The following is a 19,491-nucleotide window of genomic DNA, read 5'->3' as shown; positions in this document are numbered from 1 at the left end:
CCGCCAGCAAAAGACGGATGGTCAGACGAAACAGGTGGGGGGTCAAAATTGGACGCCGGTCACCCCGCCAGAGGGGTCAATATTCCACGCCGAAACACACTTGGGATGTTACCCCGGTCTCGACGAAGTTCTTGGTCGCCACATCCTGCGGGTTGACGGGATTGAGGACGTTCGAGATACGTCGATTAAGCGCCGAGAACGAACCGTCTTCAGTCACGCCGAGGGAGGCTTCCCCGAGATCGAACGCCTCCTGAGCGAGGTAGAAGACCTGAAGGGCCGAAAGGTCGAGGTCACTTTCAACCAGCGTCGAGCCATCCACGAAGTCAACCAAAAGGGTGTCACGAGGGGTCACGCGCCGACGATCAACGACCGCGTTTACGGCAGGTGCCAAGACGAGCTGGATGGAGGTCTCGGAGAGCCACGTATATGGGACAATTACGCCCTCAACGCGCACCTGAACGTGCGTCTTGGAAATGTACGGGAACGGGACGCTGAATACTCGCGTCGCACCATCCCCGAGGGATTGCGCATAGGCAAGAGGCATGAATGCTCCTGATAAGAGTTCCCCCCGGGTTGCCCCGAGGGTTAATTCACATGTGATTTGATTTAGTCGCGAAGTTCCCGCTGAGGCAGGCCAGAAGCCAGCCAATTGAAGAACCACTGCATCCCGACGATGCGTTGCCCGGGAGCTGCTTGGAACAGCTTGCGGGCGTCAGGTTGAGAGTAGTCGTCACCGCCGATGGCCGTCACCACACCCTGAGCGCCTTGGAAGGCAGTCGTGATGAGGTCACCTGTAGGATTACCGAAGAGGCTCATGGGGTCGGTCTTCAGGCCGGTAGAGCGGAAGTCGAAGATCGTCTCACCGCTGATAAGGGCAGAAGCCATATCGAGCGGCATGGGAACAAGAGACGACTCGGAGGTGCGCTGGAAGCCTGCAAGGGCAAGGTTCTGGAGGGACAAGCGCTCTTTCAGCTTCTTCTCGCGGTCACGGTCACCCAACGTGTTGAGGTGCGTTTGACCGATATAAGTGAGCGAGCCGAGGAACATCGCGCCCATCATGCCCATGAAGGCGTCCATGTCTCGCATGTTCAAGCCCTGCATGAGCGCCCTCGTCCAGGCACCGACCGCAAAGGACCGGAACTGCAGAACGGTTTGCCCAAGAGGACTGCTCATCCACTTCGCAAACTGGCCTGCATCGTTCTCCAAGATCATGCTTCGGGAGGCCCTGAACATAGCGCTTTCGAACGCTGCTGCTGCCTTCCCTTCCCACTTCGCGATGCCCAGAGCTTCGAGCTTCGAGCCTCGCTGAACGCCTCCCTTGAAGGTGGCATGGTTGCGGATGTTCTTGAAGATCAGCTCGGCATCGTCAGCCGTCAGGCCGAGGAGCTTGAGCCGATCCATGTTCACTTTGTCCCCGAACTTCGCCATGTTGACGAACTTCACCGCAAAGGCGCGGGAGGCCCAACGCTGAAACACCGCGTTGATGGGAGCCATACCGGAGACCATTGAAACGCCGTGATTGATCGCCTTCAGCTTCGGGTCGAGCTGGTCGAGGGTCTTTGCCAGAGGCGTCGTCGAGCGGAGATGCGTCGGAATACCAAAGTCGTCCATCTGGGGGCTGAAGCGGCTCGTCACATGGTCGGTACCGAAGGCCCCGATAGCGTCAAGCTCATCGCCCAGATCGTCACCTAAGCGCCCCTCTCGGGCCAGCTTAAGCAACTGCCTGAAGGACGGCATACCAGCGGCGAAGGACTTGATACCTGACTGCGACGCGACACGGGCGATTTCAGGTATCTGAGAGAAACCTACCTGACCCATGAGGCGGGTGAAGTTGTAGTCTCTCATCGCCCTCAATGTCCTTGCCCAGTCTGAGGACTGGTTCCAGTTCGGGACACCAGCAACAGCGTTGTAAGCGAAGCGAAGGTTATCAATATCCTTCTCGACGTTGACCTTGCTCGGGTCGATCTTGGCCTCCTCGTTCGCAACGCCCTTGACCTGTTCGATCAGACGATTGAAATCAGACTGGTTTCGAATGCCATCAATGAGCCACTCACCGGGGTTCTCGGGATGAGGTACCTTCACCCGCGCCAAGGCAATCTGCCCAGACATGGAGCGACTGTAGGAGTGCATGAGAAGGTTCGCATCGTTGACATAGAAGTCCTTGATCGAGACTTCCTGAGGAACGCCGAAGCGGTCACGAATGACCATTGAGTGATTCTCATCGAGAAGGACGCGCTGCTGAAGGCGGCTATTTCCACCGGCCTCAGCGTCCTTAGTGCGGGACTTCGTGAGGACGTTCATGGCATCCTCGATCTCCTGCTCGGAGAACATAGCGCCACCGTCCTGAAGCCGTGTGTCGGTAAGGAACGCTCGGAAGTCGTCCATGTCCTCAGCGGCCATACCCCGAGCCATGCCGATCTCCTGACCGGCTGAGAGCTTGTTCATGCGGTCGAGAATTGCGTAGCCCATTTTTCGAGCGAGCTTGTCGTCGATGTCTGGCTGAGCCTTCTTGATCGCAGACGTATAGAGAGCCGTTAGGCCGTCTCGATTGTCGGTACCAGTGCGGTCATAGCCGAACCGATGTGTCAGCTCTCGGGAGCGCTCAAGGTGGGGAATACGCGGAACGTAGCCGTCAGCCCCCATCTCGGTACGGGTGAGGCCCTCTTCACGAGCCTTGGCCCACCAGTCGCGCATCACTGCGTTGAACTGTGCACCTGCCTCCCTCACCTCAGGTTCGAAGGCTTCCTTATCGACACCCTTGGCACGCTGCCATGCGGTGATCTGCTCGGAAAACTTACGCTGCTCCTCGGTGGACTTCCAAAGGCTGACGCCCTTGCGCTTCTTGTACTTGTCCCAAGCATCGCCGTAGGCTTTCGCCCACTTGAACGTTGAGACGCGCTGAAGGCGGCGCTGTGTCTCCGATGCGGAGATGACGGTCACTTTCCCCTTACGGTTACCGGCGGCGTTTTCCACGAGGTAGTTACCGAGGGAGCGCACCATCGGCACACCGGACTTCATGAGCTGTGCCGAGAGGTCAAATCTAGCGCGGCCATAAACCAGCTCGAAGTCCTGATCGATCTTCTTCCAGAAGCGGTGGTTGTCGCGGTCGTCAGTGCGATAGGTCGGCACGTCAGCGCCCGCCTGAGCCGCACCTACCGAGCTACCTTGCGGGGCTACCCTCTCAACCGCCTCGCGCTGCATCTGGTGGCCTATGGCGTCCATCTGGGCATTCTCGGCTTCGAGCATAGGAGCGCCCTTACGGAACGCCGAGAAGGCACCGCCGAGGACGATACCGCTACCGATGGAATACATGAGATCTGATTTTCCCATCATCGGGTTTGTCGCCATGAGAGGAAGATCGACAGCGAGGTTACCGGCCACCCCTTCAGCAGCGCCGAGGGCAATCGTCCCGACACGACCGAAGCGGGCCGCTACAGCAGCAGGGAGACCGAGGCCACCAGTTGCCGCGCCGATGGCGAGAGTGGCCGCAATAGCGCCGGGGTCGAGAAGCGAGGTGCCGATCTGAAGGGCAATGCCCTTGCCACCCAATGAGGCGAGCTTTTGGTCGGTCTCCATCTGCTTCAAGATGCGGGACTTGATGGCATCGAAATGCTCCTCAGAGACAGCATCCGCAAACTCATCGAGCTGTTCGTTCGGGATTTCAGCAGCCCGTTCCTTCAGGAGTTGAGGCGTTACCTTGAAGTCAGGGTCGGGGGTCTGATAGCCGAGGCCCTTGAAAGGGGCCGCGACCGACCACGTATTCGAAATCGCTAGGCCGACAGCCTCACCAAATCCCGGGGCTACCTCCTTGGCCTTCTTCTCGGCCTCCTCAGTGCGGAGCATCTCGGTAGTGTCATTGACGAACTTGTGGGTATCGATCTCGCCATACGTCACGGGGGCCTTAGCGGGGTTACTGGCATCACCTACTTGATAGTCACTCGTGGGTGACAGGGAGTTGGACACACCACCACCAGACAGGAGGCTTTCGCCGCCTGCCCTTTCAATCTTCTTCGCCCAGAGCTGAGCGAAATCACCGGCAGAGATCGTATCGGTTTCCCCCTTCCGTTCGCCCGGGAGGTTGAGCTGAACAGCCTTCCGACCGAGAACTTCAGCGGCGGGCCTATCAGGGGTCTTGAGGATCGTAAGCGCGCCGCCGAGGCCCTGTTGATGGGCCATGTAAATCTCACCGGCTGAGGGCGCTCGGCCCAGTGCGCGGGTCAATCCTTGGATGTTGTCCCTCATCAACCGAGCGCCAGCATCAGCATTGGCGTAGGGGTCGTACTTGTTCTTCCCCTGCCCGTAGCCCTTCCACGTCCCGTCAATGAACTGGAAGAGGCCACCAGCGGATGAGCTTTTGTTCTGGGCGCGGGGGTCCAAACCGCTCTCAATGCGAGCCATGCGAATGGCAGTCTCGGGGTCAACGCCGTAGCGGTTTGCCGCGTCTGTGATGATGGCCTTGATATCTGCCATTCATGTCTCCTGTGATTACTTCCCCCTTCGCTGCGAGTGTTTCTCGACTACTGCGTCCTCGGCCTTCTGCCTCTCAGCCTGCTTTGCAGCGGCCATGGAGCGGTAGGTGACGAGTGATTCAGGGAACATTGATGTTGGATAAGTGGAGCCTGTGGAGGGGTTCCAGATGAGCCATGAGCCGGTCGAGGTGCCGTCCTGAAGGAGCGAAAGATCGCCTTCATCGACGTGGAGCTGTTCGCCGTATTTGGCTACGAAAGAGCTGACAGCGGTTTGTGCGTAGCTCTCAAAGTTCGGGGGCATCCGCTCATCACGTTTGATCAGCGTGCCGTTGAAATTGAAGTAGTTCTTCTCGAAGCGGGCTGAAGCCTTTTCAATGGCGTCATCCTCTCCAAGGCCCATCTTCATGTAGAGCTGAGCGTATCGGTTCAGCTCTGTCTTCACGGTTCCCTCATTGACAGGGGCCGTGCCGAAAAGTCCGGTACCAAACAGGCCCCCGCTCTTCTTGCTAGACACCACGTCAGCAACCTTGGCGTTGAGCTTCTGGAACTGGGCGCGCTGCGTCGCTTCGTCCTGAGCTGCACCGGGGGCACTCGCCTTCATGGCTACCGACATGGACAGTCTTTGGTCCCATCCCATTTCCTCACCCACGCGCACCATCTCGTAGAAATCAGCGGCCTTGGAGTTGAGGTTCTGTTCAAGGTAGACCGGGGCCTTACCATACAGCTCGCGGTACTTCTGGTAGCCCTGAACGAGCACGTCAGGCGGCTGATCGAGGCTGACATTCGGGACCGTGGCGGCGCTGGCTCCAGCATCCATGACACGAAACCATTCAGGCTGCTTCACACCATTCGAGGCGAACTCTTCAAGCTCCCGCTCGGTCGTCTGCTCGGGGTTTTCCTTCCGCTCAGCGGCAACCTGACGGCTGCGATCAAGCGCACGCTGTGCGGCCTGCTTCTCCTGATCGTCAGCGGAAACCTCCTTCGTCGCGCCAGTCTTGGTCGGCATCGAGACAGGAGAGCGGAACTTGATCTCGCCCCGTTGCCACGCATCGTCAAGCTCAGTACCAAGCTGCCCCTCGGCCTCTTCAGCGGTCTGGGCAAGGTTGATCTTCTGCTGTGCCGTGTCGATACGGCTCAGGAGATCGTTCGCCTTGTTCGCCAGCTTAGCGTCAGTCAGAAGGCTGCCCTTGTAGGGGCCATCCTGCCGCTCGAACTGGAGGTAGGTTTTAGCCAGGGCGAGGTCACCACGGGTGGCTGCCTGATCGGCAAGCTGAAGGACCATCTCTTGCTGCTTATCGAAGGGCAGTCGAAGGAGGTCACGGTTCTTACCGAAGTCGGAAAACGTGTCCTTCACGATATCCTCAGGGGCTTTGCCCTCGGCCAGCTCGAAGGAAGCCTTTGCGGACCACTTCTCGTAAACATCACCAGTCCGCTTCTCCATCTCAAAGGTCGAGCGGTCGTCAACGGCCTGCCCTCTCAGTCGGTCGGTAACTGCGGTGATCTGTTTCGAGTAAGCGCCCATGAATACGGAGTCGCTGCCGTACTTCTCATAGTCCTCTTTGATTTGAGACCACAGGAACGCGTCTATATCGCCCGAGCCTTTGTCAAAGGAGGTGTTATAGGCTTCCATGATGGCAAGCGAGCGGTCGTAGGCGACACGCTCACCGGCCACTTCACGGCCCGCCAAAGTGGTCAGCGCCGGAACTTTACCGTCTTTGATGGCAATCGCCCGTTCCTCTGGAGACATGCCGAGCATCGCCGTTCGAGCCGTGTCATAATCAGCATCAATCGGCTGTTCTTTAGATTTAGCCTGCACGCCGATAAAGTTCTGGATGCTCGGCTGGATGCTAGCCAACGACTGGGCCAGCGCCTCAAGACCATTCGAACCGATAGGGGCTTGCTCCGGTCGAGCGTAGGTGTCCACCGGGGAAGCGGCAGGCCGCAGCGAAGGCTTGCGAATGTTCGAGCTGGAGGGTGTCTGAACGCGGCTCTTCGCACCTTTAGCTTCCGAGCTTCGGCGGTCTTCATCAATTGGCCTGAGGCCCGGGAGTGTTACCATGTTATCCTCGTCTCGTGAGCTGACGGTTCTTGGAGCTTGTGTAGGAGTCCAGCCCCGCCCCTGCGATCCTTAAGCCAGCGTCCCAGAAGGACGGCTTGGCGGCACGCTGAACCGAGTTGATGCGGTCCTCAGCGTTTGCACGCACGCCCTTCATTTCGTTGTTGAGCTGCGTCATGCTCCACTCGGTGTTCTGGTCGATGCGGTCGTTAGCCTCAGCGGCGCGGCCATCAAACTCCCTCATGAGAGCATCGACCGAGAGGCCGGTCACGCCAGACTCACCGGCTGCCACTGACGCTGTTGCTTTAGCTGCCCTCGCCTCGCGGGTGTTGTCGATCTTCTCAGCGGCTGCTGCCTCCTGTTCCTGCAACATGCGCTGTTGCGTCTGGAACATCTGATCGCGGGCATTCTGGTTCGCCCTAGCCGCGTTCTCGCGGTAGAGCTGGTTCTGTTGCTCGGCGGCTGCGACTTGCCCTTGGTAGCTGACGACCTGAGAGGCAGCCGCAATACCGAAGCCGATCATCGATAGCGGGTCACACATTCTTAATCCTCGCGAACTCGTAGAAGGGTTCTTTCCCCGGCCCGAGCGAGTTGACCGTCCTCAGGAACTTGAAGCCAAGCCAACGAAGCCACAGAAGGTGGACAGTGTTGCGCTGGTCTACAGAGTTAGCGAGAACGGGAAATTCTTCGTGGAAGGTTTCCACCCAGAGCTTTGAGCGCCTGAGGAACCTCGTTTTGTTTGTCTTGATCTCATCGCTTCCGAGGAGCCAGATGTAGCCCAGTTCGGGTTCATTGGAGGGGCAGACACCGAACATGGCGACTGCATTGTCCTCTTCATCAACCACTGAAATGCACTGACGGGACAGCTTAAGGCCGTCCTCAAGAGCTTGCTCGGCACTGGGGGAACCAGCAGCGAGCAACTCTCGAAGGTCTTCAGGGCGAAGTCTGGGGGCTAGATAGGTCACGTCCTCGGGGCGGGAGTGACGTGTTTCCAGCATCACAACCTCTTGGAACGGATTACGTAAAGGGCCTCCCATTCCGCGCTCAGGAACGCGCAAGGAAGGAAGGTGTCATTAACAATGTCGATGGTCACCATGTCGTTCTTAGACATGATGGGGAAGCTGAAGCGGCCACCGTCTACGGCCACCTGACCGATGACGTTCTTGGCTGAGCCAATCACGCGGCCTGAGAACACGTAGGAATACGGGTCGCGTCGGAACGGCGTAACGACCACACGGAAGTAGCCTGTGTTGTCGTAGGTGAGGTTCGCCTTACGGAGCTGAATACGGCCCTCCCCGACCGTCATCTCACCACCACCGATAGCCTCCTCTTTGATGACGAAGGTTGAGAACCTGTAGCGCATCGTGAAGGATCGACCTACATAGAACTTGGCGAGATTACCGGCCACCTTGAAACTACCACCGCTCATTGTGTACGGGATAATCTGCCCCGGCTTTTTCAGAGGGTCGCCGTTTCGGGCGATGATCTCGTAGGGGTTTGCGGAGGTCAAAAGGCCAGCCTCCAGATTATATGGCGGCGTAATCGTGGTCACGTTCGCAACGGCATCATAGGCCACAGTGCAGCGCGCTTCAGTGACCTTTCGGTCAAGGTGCAAGCCGAACTCAAAGCCTTCATCTTTATAGCCCGGGTTAACGGACATACTCTCGATGAAGACACCATCGGCGCGGCGAACGATCAGGAAGAGGTCACTTTCGACAAACTCGACCGAGAGGATTTTATCGGTCTCGGGGAACGTCCATCGATACCACGCCGACTGAAGCTTCTTCTGCTCGTTCCAGAAATACTTGTAGACGTAGATCACGTTGCGCTCTGTCTCCGAGATCATCGCAATGGTGTCCTCAGACGAGGAGGCAGCCATCTTGTAGATATCCCTTGGGACGTAAGCCGGAACGTGAGAGGTCACGTCAGAGGCGTCGTTGGTGTTCGTATCACCGTCCACGAAATATTCCCTCAGGCCAGAGAAGCTGCCCCGGTTGAACGTGAAGTAGACGTTCCGGCCAGCGCCAACGGGCCGAGCCTTGAGCGAGCATTCAAACTCTGTCGTCTGGTTGATCGAGATTGTCTGGGGCGTCAGGAGATCGGCGGCCCCGAGCTGGAACTGTGTTTGCTCCGAGAACAGCAAGAGCGTCTCATTGAAGGGAAGCGCGTGCTGGAGGATCGAGACCTTGATATGCGATACGGCCACGTCGATGGGGTCGGTATCGAGAACCTGAGTGGCCGACGATCTGAAGAAATTGAAGAAGTCGCCAGACCGACTGAAGACCACGTTTTCATCCGCGATGAAGCCGAGGCGGTTGCGGTGGAAGAAGATATCGTTCAGCGTCTTCCCGACGAACGAAGGCATCGGGCTACTATCGAGGTCACCTGTCTTCCGCTCGATCCAATCGACAGGCTTGAAGGTGAAGCTACCGTCCGCATTTCGGGTCAGTGCATGGGCCATCGTCGCCTTGTTCAGGCGGATGTTCTCGCCACCCTTCACGCCTTCCACCCAGACGCCCGAGCTGGCACCTGTCGAGGTGCTGTAGCGGACGTAGTAGTTGTCGAAGGATGAGGACTGATCGCCGGCAATCTCGACAGTGAAGCCGTCGAAGCCTTTAGCGGGGAGATCGGAGAAGCGCTGAACGCTGCCCTTCACCAGCTTCGTGGCTTGATCGCCCTGGCTATCGCTGATCGAGATGCTGAAGTTGCCGCCATCGTTGCGACCGATGAGGATGCTCGAACCATTCTGGGAGAACCAGAAGCCGCCTACCACACCCTGAAGGCCGGAGATAAGTCGGCCAGCAATCACGTCCGTCTGGATATCGTTGATATGCGCCGCCGTCGAACCATCAGGGGTCTGTAAGGTGTAGGAGGCACCGTTGAGCGTGATCGTATACTTGGTACCGTAACTGCCCTGTTTGATCCAAACGAGGGCGTCGGGCGCTCTTACAGGACTGAGATCGGCGGACTGTTGCGTCACCACCGTTCGATTGATGATGAAGGTAAAGTCTGCAATCGTCACGGCCTTGAAGGCTGAGCGCGGGTCAGCGGCTACGAGGTAGCTCTTCCCATTCGGGAATGTCACCGCCCTCTCCGTTCCGGTCTTGAGGTCGTAAACCTTCAGGTCACCCCCGCCGATCAGGACTTCATACTGTTCGTTCCGGTCGCGGTTGATGGTGTGGGTGAACAGCTCACCTGAAGGGGCATCGACGATCTTGGCGCGGTGCGTTGTTCCAGCCCGCTTCCGAAGCCCCTCAACGACCGAGCTATGGGCATTCTCTTGGGCTTCAGACTGGCTTGCCAGACGTAGTGCGTAAGGCTGCTGAGAGACGCCGTTGATGAGGTTGGGGATGGTAGTTGAGACGAGCGCGCCTGCCATTAGAGGAGCACTCCCGAGATGTTGGTACCAATTACCCGGTCGGTAACTCGGCGCACGGATGAGTTGTCTCGGAAGACGTTCAGGTCGAGCGTCTCAGCTTCAGCCGACTGGAGGTTAGACCACGCCCTCACCTCGTCTCGGGAGTTGAACTGCCAGAGGGTCTCAGAGCCGACCATCCGCTCTTGGAATTGGCGGGCAGCTCGGATGACGATGTATGAGCGCGCAGCCTCAGGGAGCTGATCGAACGGCAGGAAGAGGACGATGCCTACCTTGATCGTCTTGCCGATGCTGAAGGTGTGGTTCACACGGTCGTAGAGCCGGTTGCCACGTTGAACCAGATCGAGCCTTGCATCGTCGCCGGTAGCGTCCACTCGAAGGGTGTTCGGGGGCAGCGCGATTTCCCCTTCAGGGAAGGACGCGGGCAAGGGGTAATTGACTTCGGTATTCCAGTGCCAGCCAACAACCTGAACGTCTCGACTGGATTGCGTAAGAATTTGACGGGCGACAACCGCGTCAACGATTCCAGTGTCTTCCACCGTATTCACGGGGCTTTCACCGATAACGGACAGCATAAGGTTGATCGCCTCAAGCTCCGTGGTCGGAGTGAGGGAAAGGACGGACATTGAGCCTCTCAACGGCGAAAAAAAGGGGAGACCCCAGAAGGAGCCTCCCCAATGTATTTACAGGTGGATTGATTAGGTCGCAGAATTGCGGACTTCGACAGCAGCCTGCGGGCGCAGGATGCCGTGACCGACTGCGTACTTTGCGACCATCAGGTGACCCTGACGGCGGATATCGTAGGCCGACTCCATGCCCATATCGAGCAGCTTGACGGTACCGATAGCCGACTTGTGCATGACAAGCGCGGAGACCTTTGAGAAGTCGCCACGGTACTTGTTGCCAGTGCCAGCCTCAACACCCGTGGAAGCCGACAGGTCAGCCTTCGGCAGGTGGTTCGTCTTGATGATCTGGATACCTGCCACCTTGAGGATGTTGCCCTCAGCGTAGGAACCCATGCCACCCCAGTCCTTGTTCAGGTTGTTGGTGGCCTTGACGAGATTGTAGTACTGGGCCGGTCGGACGAAGGCTACACGCTCTTCTTCGGGAACGTCCTTCTCGTCCATCTTCTGAGCGGCGATGAACAGCGCCGAAGCGAGGTGATCACCGTTCGTGTCGAAGTTCGGGGTGGACGGCAGACCGGCTTCGCCCGTCAGGATAACGGAACCTCCCGGCTCACCATCAACAACGTTCGTTGCGCGGGCTGCGAGGACGCCTACCTGAAGCAGGTGCTTGTCCATCGTGCGGGCAAGGAAGCGGCCCATTTCGGTGGAGTAGATCGAGCGCAGATCGTAGTGCTGCTTGGCTTCGTCGATGTTGGCGATGAAGCCGTGCGAAATCAGTAGATCGTCGATGGTGATGATCGTCTCAGCCGAGTTCAGGTTCAAGCCCGTGATCTCGGTACCCGGGACGTGGTACTCACCGCCCACCTTACCGGTCGCCGGGAACTGAGCCGACTTGCCGGAATCGATGGTACGCGTCATCGTATGTTCGAGTGCGACGTTGGTTTCCTCGAAGGCGGTGAGGACTTCACCAGCGAACTTCATGAGGAACAGTGCATCCACATCACCAGAACCGTTGATCTGACCAATGCGGGTAACGTTGGCGTTTGCCATATAATGTATTTCCTGTGAAGAGTTGGAAGTTGATCAGGCTTCCCGAACGTCTTCACTCGACACGACAAAGTTCTCCCGACGCATCGGGGCTGAGCTTGTTGAGTGGTGTTCTGGGGATTACCTTTGGACAGCCGCGTATGAGGCACGCAGCACTGTCGAACATCTTTCACAGGGTAGTAATGAGGACGCGCCTAACCCCACCCCCACAATCTCAACTTAGGTTGTGACGAGGGGTGCCAAGGCTAGGCGCGTTGGTTTTTTAGTAAAGTCCCGGCTTGGCGGGTGCTTCAGGGAAGCCCTTCCGTTTGACGGACAGGACGGATGCAAGCGTTTCGAGGAAGGTCAGAACCTTGGCTGCGATAGCGTCATCCTTGGGGGTCGGGGTCAGGCGCGTGATTGTGACGAGTGCGGCCTGAATTGCGAACAGCACGGCGAAGATATCGTCGAGATGCGCCCAGAGAAGTGCGAGGTAGGTGATAGTTTCCTCCTGTTAGAAGAGAGAAGATTTGGCGAGCTTGCGCTCAACGTCCGCACGGTATGCGGCGTCTTTCTTGTAGCGAGGGTCACGCATTGCTGCGGTCAGCTCGGCGGTGGATCGGAAGGTCTCCACAGAGGCACCACCAGTGTCTCCGTTCAAGAGATCAGGCTCTTCGCCATTGTCGCGCTGGAAGCGAGCCTTCAGGCCAGCAACGGCCATCTTTGCAGCCGTGAGGTTGCCGCTATCCACCTGAGCATCGTAGGCTTCGATTTCCGCCTTCGAGAGGTTCTGAGCAGCCCACGTCACCATGTCGGTGTAGGACTGTTCGCCGCCTACTTCGAGGAGGACTTCGGCGCGGAAGAGATCGGCCTTCGCGGTCTGACCTTCGATGTAGCTGTCCACGAGATCGCGGTCGAAGCCCTTTTCAGCGAGCGTCTTATAGCTGCCTTCGGAAAGTGCGCCGGTCGAAATGAACTCGTCACTCAGGGCGTTGAAGTCCAAGCCAGCGCCGTCAACGACCGAGCGGGCCTCTTCAAGGGGCGTCTCAGTGGTGGTTGCGGGCTTCTCTTCCTGACCGCCGGAGAGCTTCTTCTCCAGCTCGGCGTAGGACGCAGCCAGGTCTTCAGGAGATGAGAACTTCTCGGGGAGCCAAGCGGGGCGCTCTACGGTTTCGGAAGTGGTCTTGTCGGTCGTGGTGGACTGGGACTGGAACTTCTCGACCATCAGCGCATCGTGTTCAGGCGTGCCGGGAGTGAGGGTCTGGGTTTCGGGTGTTACTACAGTTTCCAATTATTACCTCACAGGAGATCAAGCGCTTCGCCGCGCATAATTTTCATGCCAACATCACGCCACGACCTCTCACCCTTCTTGCGATTATGCATCCCTTGACGAGGCCGCGCAGTGGGAGCCGGAGATTTGGCTTCAGTTGATGGAGCGGCGCTCGAAGAAGTCGAGGCGTCGGTGGCTGGTGCGGGAGCCTTGTAGGTCTTCCCCTCACCTGAGACGGAGCTGGACCGCTTGCCTTCATCCCCAGTGGGACGGGCAGCCGGGACAGGCACAGACTTCTTCGTCTTCTCCATCTCGTCTTTGGTTTTCGTGTGGTAGGACTTCCCCTGCCACTTAAAGGTTGTCTTCCCGGCTGAGCGGGCAGCCTTGAAAGCATCGCCGAATGAGGCCATGTGGGGTTTCCTTAGTAATCGATAGAGACGATGCCGCCTTCGTGTTCAGTGCGTTTCGGCTCTGACTTCGCGGCGGGTGCTTCAGAAGGTGAAGGGGCAGTTTCAGCCGCGCTATCAACCGTCTGAGGCTCATTGAGCTTGGGCTTGCGCGCCATCCTGCACCTCTGGTTTGAGTTGATCTCGAACAATGTCCATGCCCTTCGGGCCGAGCTTATCCATCATCTGCCGCATCATATCGGCCTGCTGTGCCTGAGCGAGTTGTTCAGGGCTGAGCATCAAGCCAGACATGTCGATGCCGAGAGCGGTACCAACGCGGGTCAGGAAGTCGGCCTTGTTGACCTCAGGGGGCAGCCCTGCCGCTTGGACGGCGGCACCTGCGAAGAGGTTCAGCTTGTTCATGTCGTGGCCGCGACCAAGGGCCTCTAGGCCGGTCGTGATGGTAGGCTTCACAACGCCCTTGGGGAGCGCCGGGATTTTCCGCTGACGCTCCATTCGGAACATGATCACGCGGACGAGCGGGAGCTGAAATTCTTGCGACAAGATCGAGTAGACGCCACCCAAGGCATCCTCCAGCTCACCCGCCATATAGCGGATTTCTTCTGCCGTGACGCGCTCCCCCGCCCGCTGGATAGCGGTGTTCAGGAGAAAGGCGAACGATAGGCGCTGCTGGATTGTCTCAATCGTCTTGAAGGCGATTTGGAAATCTGCAAACTTCTCAAGCTGGAGGACGCTAACATCCTCGGCATTACCGGAGCGAACAGAGCCGGAAGGCGCTTTCGCAATGTCAGTCATCCTCGTGGTGCCGTTCGGGTTCACAAGGAAGAGAACCTTAGCGGCGGCTGCGGAACCTTCCACGATGGCCTTCTGCAGTTCCTCAAGGGAGAGAAGGTCGCCGTAGTATTCTTCGACGTAGCCGCGCCCGTAGTCTTCGCAATCGATCTTGGTGAAGCGAAGGGCAATCCACGGGCATTTATCAATCGGATAAGAGCCTCGGGACTTCGGCACAGTCATGCCTTTGATCTCTTGGCGGATGATCCACTTGTCGGCCTGACGAATGACGTGAGTGTAAAGCTCAGTGGTCTTTTCGTTGGACGTGGACTTCTGCTTGACGTGCGCCTTCATGGCTTCAGGAACCATGTCAGGCGAGATGTCTTCTCGGGTGACGATCTCGATCACGTTACCCATCGGGTCACGCTTGACCACATAGCGGTCGAGACGGAAGACCCTCATGCCCCCTTCGGGAGGGAGATAGATTAGGACGTTACCAGCAACGAGGAGCTGCTTGAGTGCTTCGAAGGCAGAGACACGGATTGCCGTGGTCTCGATTTCCGTCATCAAAGCGCGCTCGATCTTGTTCAGACCACGCTCGACCTCGGCTCTCATACCTTCACGTTGGGTAAGTTTCTCCAGCGTGAAGTCGTCGATCATTAGACGGAAGAAGGGAGAGTTGGGAGGGAGCAGCGCCAGAAGGAGCTTTGATGCGAGATTGTTCACACCCCGTGCACCGATGCCCTGAAACGGGGTCGGCAGGGTGGAAGACTCGGAATGCCCTGAAGGGGGCATGAGTGACGGGATGGTGAGCTTGGCTGCGGAGCGCGCCCGTTCAAGGACGGACGTTCGGGCATTCGAAAGTTGTTGGTAACGACCGGCTGCTGTTTTTCCGGTCATTCGGGGCCTTACTGCTGAGGGACGTTAATTCCCGTGTTGCCGCCACCTACCCCCGCATCGAGCGGGATGCGCAGACTGGAGCGGCCCTTTCGCTTTGCCCTCAGGGCGGCAGCTTCGGGGGATGCTTCGTCAGGTGTCTGGGGAGCTGATTGATTTACGGTCGCGGCTGGCTGTGCAGGAGGCGGCGTCTGAGCGACAGGCTCAACCTTCTGCTGCGTGACTTTGGGTTTGCACATTACTTGAGAACCTGTGTCTTGATCACCTTCTCATTCTGAAGGTTGTATTGATCGAGGAGGAACCTCACGACCGCCCTCTTCCCACTCTCAAATCTGATCTCATCTATGGAGGTCTTCAATGAGGGGGATTTCTCGGGGAACCTTTTATCAAGGGCTTCCATGAGGTCTTTCGGAATAGGCGGGAGATCGCTTCGATCCATCGAGTTATCCTTAAGGGTGGGGTAATTGCCGGTTGTCCTTGGAGCGGTCTTCACCCCAAGGATTTGATTGCCGCGATGATCTCGTCTCGTCGGTTGAAATCCATCGAGATCGTCGCTGTTCTGGTCTCGAACACGAGGAGGTTCCCCTTTCGGGAAACCTTCAAGTTGCTCGGTAGGTTTTCATTCGTGTGATCTTGCAGGGTCACTTATTCGGCCTTCGGGGTCTCCTCGGCAGCCGGGGCCGGAGTGGCTTCAGCCGGGGCGCTCGGGGCCGCTTCGGTCGGAACAGCCGGGGTCGGTGCGGGTGCAGGTTCAGCCGGTTTGTCGTCACCAAAGAGCTGCGAACCGATCCAGTAACCGGCAAGGCCGCCGAACATGCCACTGAAGAAACCACCGCCGCTCCGCTGCTGGATGACCGTGTTGGAATTGTAGGTCGTCGAAGGGCGATACGCCGGGGCCGGTCGGGAGTAACTCGTGGATGGACGCGAGTAGCTGGTTGACGGTCGCGAATACGAGGTCGAGGGTCGGCTGTAGGAGCGCGACGAGAACGACGAGGAGCGGAACGAACTGCCACCACGGAAGCCGCCGAAGGACTTGGCCTCAGCGATTGCCGGGGCGATGGAGAGAATTGCCACGAGGGCGAGAGCCAGAAGGCTGGAAAGATACTTCATTTGATCCACCTGTGATTACAATTGGTTAAACGTCTTGAATGTAGGACGCAAAGCTCAGCACCTTGCCCTTCAGGTCAAAGAGGCTGCCCGTGTTGAAGATGAGATGATGCCACTCGTGACCTCGGAGTTTGCCTTCATAGGCACCGCCTGCTTCCCGCGAAGGGTCAGGTCGGACAACCTTGACCGCAAAACCACCAAGCCCCCTTACGAGGTCGTACTCGTTGGGGAAACGGAGGTCATCTACAACGACATTAACGCCCTTGTTGCGGAGCTTCTCGATCTTTGCTCGGGCCACATTCGTCCAGAGGTCTTGATCGATAGCTTCCCTGCCCCAGTCGGTGCCAAGTGTCTGCATGATCTGACGCGGCGTGACAGTCTTGAAGCCGGGGATGACGGTTTCCTTGAGGTCACCCTCAATCATCCGCTCCACGGTCTCAGCCTCAAAGCCCATAGACTTCAAGAGGCCACGCGCCATGTCCTTCAATGGACCAGCGAACTTCACGTTAACGTAGCCCTGAGCGATCAGCACCTTGGCGACTTCAGATTTACCACTGCCCGCCGCGTCACTGTAGAGCGCGACAAGCTTCCCCTTGGGCTGCCATCTCATGTTCCTCTCAGGGCAGCACGAGCGCAGCAAAGGGTTTGTCTTCTTCTTCTCGCGAAGCTCGTCCTCGGTCATGGTTGAGCTACAGCCGGTACAGCGAAGAACCATCCCGTTTACTGTGGACGCCATAGGATTGGCTCCTTCTTCTTGAAGTCGTAGTCAGAGGCCCGGAGAATGCGGGCCACGCGGGCTTGTGTGAGGGCGTCAGCTTCAGTCAGCCCCTTCTTTTCGAAGGCTTCCACGATGCGCGCCCACGTCCCGAGCAGGTCGAGATTGGCGGCATCACTGACGGGGCCAAGGAGCTTCTCGGCGGCCACGGGACCGATGCCAGGGCAACCGGCATAGCCGTCCGTCGCGTCTCCCGTGAGGGTCTGGTAAAGGTGCCAGTAATCGGCCTCAGCTTCGCTGACGTTGAGGATTTCACCAGTGGATACATTCCGGCAAAACAATCCCGGGACGGTCTTCATGTCCTTGTCGATGGACACGATCACCCGCTCATGAGAGCTGAGAGTACCGCCCTTCATGGTGGCGAGGATGCCCATGCAATCGTCACCTTCGAGGCCGGGGCGGAAATACGCGTCCAACTCTTCGATCATCCACTCCTTGATCCTCATGAGAACAAGGGGCTTCTTGATGCTGGCACGGTTGCCTTTGTAGGTGGCGAGGACGGACTTTCGGAAGTTGCCGAGACTGTCGGTGAGGCAGAGCTTGTATTCGTCACCGTCCAGTGACGCCATCATCTCATCGATCTGGTCTTTGACCTTGGCCTTCACCTCGTTTTCGTCGACATGCCAAGTCCAGTAACCGTCTCCCCAGTGTGTCGCCACCTCGCAGGACGAAGCGGCCACATAGGCCACCACGTCAGCGTCGATGAGGAGGGTGCGCTTAGACAAGAACGGCCTCCTCTGCCTGCATCGCCGTCCAGAGAACGAAACCGACATAGGCGTATTCATCGGGGTAAAGAGCCTCGTAGGCTTCGTTGACGGCCTCTTCAGGAGGCTGCGTGTCCCAGATGATAGGGACGATTGTGTCGCCGCTTTCGGTGCGGCCAAAGGTAACCCAACGCTTCATGGGGCTTCTCCTGTTAGATAAAGAGGTCGATTACGTTCAGGGTGATGGCGAGAATGATCAGCGCCGAAAGGGCGACGGCCATTCGCTCAGTCATGGTTTCGTCCCGTCAGCGCGTAGAGATGGGACAGGCCGGTCGGTGTGATCAGCCATTTGCGGGAGTAAAGGCCGCAAGCAACGCGGGTCGTGATGAAGCCATCACTGGCAGCCATAGCCACCAGATCGGCGTGTTCACGGGCGAAGTTGGATTTGGTCTTGAAGGGTTCCTCCAAGGCCCGAGTTAAAACCTCGATCATCAGTGGGTTTCCTTCCAGTTGTTTCCGATCTTGAACTCGCCATCAATCGGGCAACCGAAGGCGAAGAAGGTTCCCGCATCCCGCATGGCCTGAACGACGATCTGCCCCACCTCATCCGCCAGTTCAGGGCGGCATTCGGTTTGGATTTCATCGTGGATATGAGCGACGAAGGTGTAGTCACGACCGAAGACGTAACCACGAGTGGATAGTTCTTGATACGCAAAGATCATCGAGACCTTCGAGATGAGCGCCCCGGCAGATTGCAGGAGCGTATTAAGGGCAGCATGAGCCGAGCGAATGTGCAGCTTGCGACCATCGAGGCCGATCAGCACGCCACCGGCACCACCCTTGAACCACCACTGCTTGGCGCTGTCCTGCCTCCATAGGTGTTCGTATGACGGGTTGACGAGGAGCGGCTTGGCCTTCGGGACGAACCCGAGAACCTTCAGCTCGACGACTTCACGAAGGCGGCGCAATGCCGGGGTCTTCGCAAGGAACTGTCGCTTGAGCTTCTTACCGATGCGCTTCTGTTCCTCAGGCGAGGCATCGGGAGCAACGATGCTTCCAATCTTCTGATCGCCTGCCCCGTAGAGGAAAGCGTAAATGAAGGTCTTGGCGTCGTTACGGGTCGGCAGACCGGCAGCATTCTGGTTTACGGTATGGATGTCACCTTCGAGGACGATACGTCCGTATTCGCCCCCGTCGAAGAGGGCCATGAAGTGAGCGAGACACCGCAACTCCAAGCCAGATAAGTCCGCACCAACCAGAACCCAACGTGCGGTCGTGGCGAATAGAGCGCGGCATTCAGCTCCGTAAGGACTTCCCACACGCGGCACCTGAGCCACGTTCGGGTTACTGTGAGTGCAGCGCCCAGTGACCGCACCATTGGTGTTGACTGAGCCATGAATGCGTCCCTTTCTGACGAGCTTGAGCCAAGCCTGATCGCCTTCGGCCAACTGGCCTATGCGTTTCTCTACGAGGAAGTGTTCAGCGAGAACCTTGGCCTCGGGATATGGGAGGGCCTGAAGGATCGTTTCGTCGATCTTTGGCTGACCTGAGGGGGTAAACTCCTGAGGAACCCATCCCATCGCTTGAAGACGATCTGCGATCATCTGCCTGGACGATGGGTTGAACTCGACCATCCACTTCTTCGTGAAAGGTTCGCCCTTCACGTAGCCGCGTTGGCGATTGTTCACCTTGGGAATGAACACCTCGGTCTTCTCGACCGGGGGGAACGCTTCCTGTAGCTCGCCAGAGATTTCCAGCCGCCGCTTGACGAGTTGGTTATAGAGCTTGACCGCTTCGTCCTCGTTAAAGGCGAAGCCGTGTCGCTCCTGCAAGGCAATGATCTTGCAGAACTCGTGTTCAATCCAGAGGGACTTTTCGGTCGGCTCTTTCTTGATAATGCGGGCGTACAACGTAACCCTCCGCCGAAGGCCGTCTGCCGTGATTTGCTGATTAGCTTTAAGTCTATACCTTATGTCATGCGCTACAGTCATTTCCCCCATTGAGGTT

19 protein-coding genes are annotated in these 19,491 nt (G+C 57.9%); all 19 read right to left on the bottom strand.

All coding sequences use genetic code 11. The features are described from left to right. Positions 1-76: 76 nt before the first annotated feature. Positions 77-544, bottom strand: a complete 468-nt coding sequence (locus ACQZ40_RS25075) for a phage tail fiber domain-containing protein (RefSeq protein WP_448748872.1) — start codon at positions 542-544, stop codon at positions 77-79. A gap of 62 nt (positions 545-606) precedes the next feature. Then, entirely contained in the window at positions 607-4,470 is a 3,864-nt protein-coding gene (locus ACQZ40_RS25070; RefSeq protein WP_448748871.1) for a transglycosylase SLT domain-containing protein, read from the bottom strand. 15 nt (positions 4,471-4,485) lie between these two features. Then, complete coding sequence (locus tag ACQZ40_RS25065) at positions 4,486-6,528, bottom strand: hypothetical protein (protein WP_448748870.1); 2,043 nt, start codon at positions 6,526-6,528, stop codon at positions 4,486-4,488. 1 nt (position 6,529) lies between these two features. After that, positions 6,530-7,066 carry a virion core protein, T7 gp14 family gene (locus ACQZ40_RS25060; RefSeq protein WP_448748869.1) on the bottom strand — a complete coding sequence of 179 codons (537 nt, stop codon included), beginning with the start codon at positions 7,064-7,066 and terminating at the stop codon, positions 6,530-6,532. Continuing rightward, complete coding sequence (locus ACQZ40_RS25055; protein ID WP_448748868.1) at positions 7,059-7,523, bottom strand: hypothetical protein; 465 nt, start codon at positions 7,521-7,523, stop codon at positions 7,059-7,061. The genes ACQZ40_RS25060 and ACQZ40_RS25055 overlap by 8 nt, the downstream gene beginning before the upstream one ends. Further along, positions 7,523-9,904 carry a phage nozzle protein gene (locus ACQZ40_RS25050; RefSeq protein WP_448748867.1) on the bottom strand — a complete coding sequence of 794 codons (2,382 nt, stop codon included), beginning with the start codon at positions 9,902-9,904 and terminating at the stop codon, positions 7,523-7,525. Before ACQZ40_RS25050 ends, ACQZ40_RS25055 begins: the two co-directional genes overlap by 1 nt. After that, entirely contained in the window at positions 9,904-10,527 is a 624-nt protein-coding gene (locus ACQZ40_RS25045) for a hypothetical protein (RefSeq protein WP_448748866.1), read from the bottom strand. Before ACQZ40_RS25045 ends, ACQZ40_RS25050 begins: the two co-directional genes overlap by 1 nt. Before the next feature lie 72 nt (positions 10,528-10,599). After that, positions 10,600-11,577, bottom strand: coding sequence for a phage capsid protein (locus tag ACQZ40_RS25040; RefSeq protein ID WP_448748865.1), 978 nt, complete (start codon positions 11,575-11,577; stop codon positions 10,600-10,602). 259 nt (positions 11,578-11,836) lie between these two features. Continuing rightward, complete coding sequence (locus tag ACQZ40_RS25035; RefSeq protein WP_448748864.1) at positions 11,837-12,007, bottom strand: hypothetical protein; 171 nt, start codon at positions 12,005-12,007, stop codon at positions 11,837-11,839. A gap of 60 nt (positions 12,008-12,067) precedes the next feature. Then, positions 12,068-12,844, bottom strand: coding sequence for a capsid assembly protein (locus ACQZ40_RS25030; RefSeq protein WP_448748863.1), 777 nt, complete (start codon positions 12,842-12,844; stop codon positions 12,068-12,070). Positions 12,845-12,852: 8 nt separating this feature from the next. Then, positions 12,853-13,233 (bottom strand): hypothetical protein, encoded by a 381-nt coding sequence (locus ACQZ40_RS25025; protein WP_448748862.1) that lies wholly within the window; start codon positions 13,231-13,233, stop codon positions 12,853-12,855. 129 nt (positions 13,234-13,362) lie between these two features. Continuing rightward, on the bottom strand, positions 13,363-14,901 hold the full coding sequence (locus ACQZ40_RS25020; protein WP_448748861.1) for a portal protein: 1,539 nt from the start codon (positions 14,899-14,901) through the stop codon (positions 13,363-13,365). 235 nt (positions 14,902-15,136) lie between these two features. Beyond that, positions 15,137-15,337 (bottom strand): hypothetical protein, encoded by a 201-nt coding sequence (locus ACQZ40_RS25015; RefSeq protein WP_136882668.1) that lies wholly within the window; start codon positions 15,335-15,337, stop codon positions 15,137-15,139. Between the two features lie 206 nt (positions 15,338-15,543). After that, positions 15,544-16,008, bottom strand: coding sequence for a hypothetical protein (locus tag ACQZ40_RS25010; RefSeq protein WP_448748860.1), 465 nt, complete (start codon positions 16,006-16,008; stop codon positions 15,544-15,546). 25 nt (positions 16,009-16,033) lie between these two features. Then, the gene (locus tag ACQZ40_RS25005; RefSeq protein ID WP_448748859.1) at positions 16,034-16,741 is read right to left on the bottom strand and encodes a deoxynucleotide monophosphate kinase family protein; all 708 of its coding nucleotides are present in this window, start codon (positions 16,739-16,741) and stop codon (positions 16,034-16,036) included. Continuing rightward, positions 16,726-17,505 carry a hypothetical protein gene (locus ACQZ40_RS25000; RefSeq protein ID WP_448748858.1) on the bottom strand — a complete coding sequence of 260 codons (780 nt, stop codon included), beginning with the start codon at positions 17,503-17,505 and terminating at the stop codon, positions 16,726-16,728. Before ACQZ40_RS25000 ends, ACQZ40_RS25005 begins: the two co-directional genes overlap by 16 nt. Beyond that, positions 17,498-17,683 carry a hypothetical protein gene (locus tag ACQZ40_RS24995; protein WP_448748857.1) on the bottom strand — a complete coding sequence of 62 codons (186 nt, stop codon included), beginning with the start codon at positions 17,681-17,683 and terminating at the stop codon, positions 17,498-17,500. Before ACQZ40_RS24995 ends, ACQZ40_RS25000 begins: the two co-directional genes overlap by 8 nt. Positions 17,684-17,769: 86 nt before the next feature. Next, a complete protein-coding gene (locus tag ACQZ40_RS24990) occupies positions 17,770-17,976 on the bottom strand; it encodes a hypothetical protein (RefSeq protein WP_065656098.1) in 207 nt (68 codons plus the stop codon). After that, positions 17,976-19,394 carry a DNA polymerase gene (locus ACQZ40_RS24985; protein WP_448748856.1) on the bottom strand — a complete coding sequence of 473 codons (1,419 nt, stop codon included), beginning with the start codon at positions 19,392-19,394 and terminating at the stop codon, positions 17,976-17,978. The genes ACQZ40_RS24990 and ACQZ40_RS24985 overlap by 1 nt, the downstream gene beginning before the upstream one ends. Positions 19,395-19,491 lie beyond the last annotated feature (97 nt).

Source organism: Agrobacterium sp. 16-172Ci (assembly GCF_053522725.1).
This window is presented reverse-complemented; position numbering and strand designations above follow the sequence as displayed.